2 protein-coding genes are annotated in these 4,656 nt (G+C 65.2%); one reads left to right on the top strand and one right to left on the bottom strand.

Annotation, left to right across the window (positions count from 1 at the left end):
- Positions 1-323: 323 nt before the first annotated feature.
- Entirely contained in the window at positions 324-2,861 is a 2,538-nt protein-coding gene (locus AC1D1S_RS19420; protein ID WP_476995241.1) for an HAD-IC family P-type ATPase, read from the bottom strand.
- Positions 2,862-3,688: 827 nt separating this feature from the next.
- Here AC1D1S_RS19420 and AC1D1S_RS19415 point away from each other — a divergent pair.
- Positions 3,689-4,381 carry a hypothetical protein gene (locus tag AC1D1S_RS19415; RefSeq protein ID WP_476995240.1) on the top strand — a complete coding sequence of 231 codons (693 nt, stop codon included), beginning with the start codon at positions 3,689-3,691 and terminating at the stop codon, positions 4,379-4,381.
- Positions 4,382-4,656: the final 275 nt, after the last annotated feature.

The raw sequence follows: 4,656 nt of genomic DNA, 5'->3' as shown, positions 1-4,656 counted from the left end.
AGCTTGGTCTCGAAGGTTGAGCGGACATCGATTTCAGAGATTACCCCGAAGCCCTGGCCGAGGAGTGCCTCCTGAGATATTCCTCGCATCGGTGCTGTGTGCAACCCTCCTGCACCACCGCCCCCGCCTGTGAACGCGGCGCCCAATTCCCCCATAACCCCGGAAAATATGGGCCCTCCAAGTGCCCGGATTGAACAGGCCAGTCTGGGTCGCTGGGACTCCCATGGTTGTTCCCCAGCAAAAGATGTCTGGACCACACCTCTGTTTGCAGGGCTTCCAGCCCCTTCGGTTGAGTACATGACGCTAATAATTGATGAGCCCATTTAACCGCTCTTCACCACCGGACCTTGTTGCGGGAAGGCCCGGGCGTGGACCCGCGCCAGGACCTCGACTCCGAGGCCCCCGGCGGCCCCGCACGCCACGGCCGCGAGCAACAACCCGCCGGGTGGCCGGGAAAGCAGGAAGAATTCCTGCACGAGCTGGAGGTTGAGCGAGACCAGCAGGGAGGCGCTCATGGCCAACACCACGGCCAGGCGCGCCGCGTTGAGGGGGCGCGACACGGCCGATAGGATCCACAGTCCGACCATGGACAGCGTCAGCACAGAGGCGCTGCTGACTTGTTCGGACGTGGCCGCGCCGGCCAGCGGCGCGAATGCGTTCAGTGTGAGCAGGGAAGCCGTGACGATCAGTCCGGCAGGGACGGAGAACCATAGGGACCGGCGCAGGAATCCGGGCTGATAGCGGCGCGGGTTCGGCATGAGCGCCAAGAAGAAGGCCGGGATTCCGATCGTCAGGCCGTCCGTGAAGGATAGCTGGCGGGGAAGAAACGGAAACGTCCACTGCAGGAGCCCGAAGGTCACCGCGATGGCGGTCGCATAGACCGTTTTGCTCAGGAAGAGGCTGGAGACCCGCTCTATATTGGCGATGACCTGCCGACCCTCAGCGAGGACTCCGGGAAGCCTGTCGAAGCGGCCGTCGAGCAATACCAGGCGCGCGACTGCCTTGGTGGCGGGCGCCGCGGAGTCCATCGCGATGCCAAGGTCGGCCGTCTTGAGCGCGAGGGCGTCGTTGACGCCGTCGCCGGTCATGGCCACAGTATGTCCCCGGCGCTGGAGCGCCTCGACCATTGCCCTCTTCTGGGCCGGCGTCACTCGGCCAAACACCATGTTTGATTCCATCACCTCCTCCAGATGCAGCGGGTCCTCCGGCAGTGAGCGTGCGTCGAAGCCCTCCGTGACCTCCAGGCCAACCCTGCGGGCAATGGCGGCAACGGTGCGGGGATCGTCGCCGGAAATGATCTTCAACCCGACCCCTTCGGTCCGGAAGAACTTGAGGGTCTCCCGGGCATCGGAGCGCGGCTGTTCCCGGAAGGTCAGCAGCGCCACAGGGTGGAGCGACCCCGGCAACTGCTCCACCTTCCCATTGGCTGGCAACTGATCCGCGCCGGCCAGGAGCAGGGTCCGCAGCCCTGATGCGGCCAGTTCGCCAGCCTGGCGCAAGACGTCGCTCTGGCGCGGTACTGCGCCGTCGGGCGCCGAGATCGACGGCTTCAGACGTGCGGCTGCGTCGTCGCCCTGCACAAGCATCATTTCCGGTGCTCCGAGAATCCAGGTGCGCGCACCGCGGGCGCTCCCGTTGAAGCTGACTCCGCTCCACTTCCGGGCGGAGGAGAACGGCACGGTCCGGACGGGTTGAAGGCCGCCATCATCCTCAAAGGCCGTGCTCAGGCAGCGTGCCGTGGCGTTTGCCTCGGGTTCGGCGCCAAACCATGCGAGGGCCTGTTCCCATCCCGGTTGCGGCGCCAGCGGGTGAACCGCGTCGAAGACCAGGCCTCCTTCTGTGAGGGTTCCGGTCTTGTCCATGCACAGTACGTCTACGCGTGCCAGTCCCTCGACAGCGGCGAGTTCCTGGATCAGTACGTTGTGTTTAGCCAGCCGGAGTCCGCCCACGGCGAAAGCCACGCTCGTCAGCAGCACTAGTCCCAGCGGGACGATCGCGATCATGCTGGCAATAAGTCCCACGAGTGCGGGGGTCCAGGCACCGGTGGAAATGGCGGTCTGCCAGCCGCCGCGCGCCTGGATCTCGCCGTTGAGCACGATGAGGGCAACGGGCAGCAGGATCCAGGCGATCCAGCGCATTACACGGTTGAGGCTGTTGCGGATCTCGGAGTTCACCAGCGAGAAGCGTCGCGCATCTGCCGTCAGCCGGCTCGCGAACGACGCCGCTCCGACCCGGACAACCTGGGCGTTGCCGTGGCCGGCCACGACGATCGATCCGGAGAGTACTTCCGTCCCCGCATCCTTACCCACCGGATCTGCTTCGCCCGTGAGAAGCGATTCGTCCACCTCGAGGCCGGACGACTCCAGTACGGCAGCGTCGGCAGTGACCTGATCCCCGGCCCGCAACACCAGGAGGTCATCTTTTACGACGTCGGCCGTGGCGATGTCGTGGATCTGACCCTCGCGCAAGACCCGCGCGAGCGGGGCGTTGAGGACAGCCAGCCGGTCCAAGGACTTTTTCGCCCTGTATTCCTCGACGACGCCGATCACGGCATTGCTGACAGCGGCGAGGCCGAACAGGGCATCCCGCCATTGCCCCAGGAACAACAGCAGCAGGAAGCTCGTGCCGACGATTGCGTTGAAGAGCGTGAAGACGTTAGCCCGGAAGATCTGCCACAGGCTCCGGCTAGTGGTGTCCGGCACGCGGTTGGTAAGCCCGCGCTCGACCCGCGTAGCCACCTCCCCCTGCGACAGCCCCTTGGCGGCCGGCTGGCGCCTGGCGGCGGCCTTCCGGCGTTTGGCTGCCGGGGACGCACGCCGATGCAGGAAGGCTCGTCTCTTGCGCCGACGGTATGCCTTCACCCTCCGATGGTATCCGCCGTAGCGCCACAATGTGACGCACTGCGACGCATCAGCCGGTCCCCCACCGCGACACCATCCGCCCGCACTGCCGCTGCGAGAAAATCCGATACAGATACCGGAAGCCTGGAATCGCGCATACCCCGGCCGCAAAACTGTCCCGCTCAGGGTGGACAATCGCGACAGTTGGACCGCTGTTCCGGGAGATCATCGATTACGTCCGGGGTCCAACGAAGTGAACCTGACAGCGAAAGGCGCTTATGGGAAGTCGTGGACCAGACACCCCAGCTGGCGGACCTCCCGGATGTACCCCGCCCCGGTGCACTCGACAGGCTCCCCCCACTGGGTCCCTTCCGAACATTCCAGGTACCCATCAGAGACATCGCGGTACTGACCGGGCTCGCCCTGAAACAACTGACCGCCGTGGACCGGATGCCCATTGCATCAACCCTGCCCACAGCCCGAGTCGCTTCAATCTGGCGGCAACTTAGAACACCACGGGACCTTGACCTCGACTTCGATCTAAACGACTAGGAAGTCGGGGCGCGATCTACACGGATGGAGCCTACGGTCAGCGGCGCGCGAAGATACCGTGCAGGCACGATTCGCTGCCCGATTCGAAGGAGTGGGTAGAGTCCCCGCCAGTCGGCCATCTGCTCTCGGCTCAGTGCGCGCCCAGACCGGGATGCACCGCAGCTTTGCAGTTCCGCGGACCTTTCCCGTGAATCAACGCACCCTAGCCCGGGACGCGGCCCCGGAACTACGCTGGGGCAGGCGTCGTCCCGTTTCCGGGCAGGCGGCGGGCTCATGGTCGAGGAAGGAAGCGGTCCATGAACGCACAGAACATCACCCACTGGATCCGGGCGGGGTTGTGGACGTTACCTCTTTACGGCCTGATCACCGCCTGGGCCACGCTTGAGCCTCAGCCGGACCAGCAAAAGGATCCAGACGCCTGGGCGCGGTTCGTCAGCTCGGGCTCGTATCAATCAAGCCACTTGCTCGGCAGCTACGGAGGCACCATCCTCGCGATCTTCGGGGTGTTCGCGCTGGGCTGCTGCCTGGCCAACAGCCGCGTCGGCCGCCTGGCACTGGCAGCAACAGTCATCACCGTCGCGGGAACTGCCTTGCTAATGGTCCCCGCAGTCCTCTCCACTTTCGCCACTCCCGCGATCGGGAAGGCGTATCTGGAAGGGAACCGGGACGTCATGCTTCTGGAGTTTCCATCCGCCATCACGGTCTCGTTCCTGCTCGGGATCGTGCTCGCGTTCCTTGGCAACGTCTTGCTTGGAGTCGCGGTCTGGCAGTCCCGGACGCTCCCCAGCTGGGCCGGGGCCCTATGGATTGCCGGCGCCGTACTGTTCTACCTCCTCGGCGTCGTGCTGGGGCAGGCGACCACGGGCAGCAGCCTTCCGACGCAACCGGCCGGTGCCTTGCTCATGGCTGCATCGGGTGGCTGGATGGCGTGGAGCCAGTCACGGCAGGGCCAGCCAGCCGCGGCCGTCCATGCGGCCGGCACGCGCTGACGGTTTAAGGTTCGTGGAGGCCGGACTTGCCCAAGCGGTCCAGGTGATTGTGTTGAGAATCCGCGTCGGCTCCATCCGTCCGGATGGATCGAGACGATGAACACCGGAGAATGACCTCACGCCGCATCTACGACGTTGCGATTATCTCGGTATCACCGATGGCGTATCACCCATGTGCGCGGTCCGGTGGGATTATCGTGCCCCTGGCCCAGCGGATCGGCTGACCCGCCTTCAGCCGCGCCGACCTCACCGGTGAGGTCCGCTTCGGGCCCCGA

The sequence above is a fragment of the Arthrobacter sp. P1_A5 genome (genome assembly GCF_056406825.1).
This window is presented reverse-complemented; position numbering and strand designations above follow the sequence as displayed.

Bases quoted from the DNA above. Each gene is read 5' to 3' on its own strand.
- AC1D1S_RS19415 (WP_476995240.1), top strand. From the start codon at position 3,689: ATGAACGCACAGAACATCACCCACTGGATCCGGGCGGGGTTGTGGACG.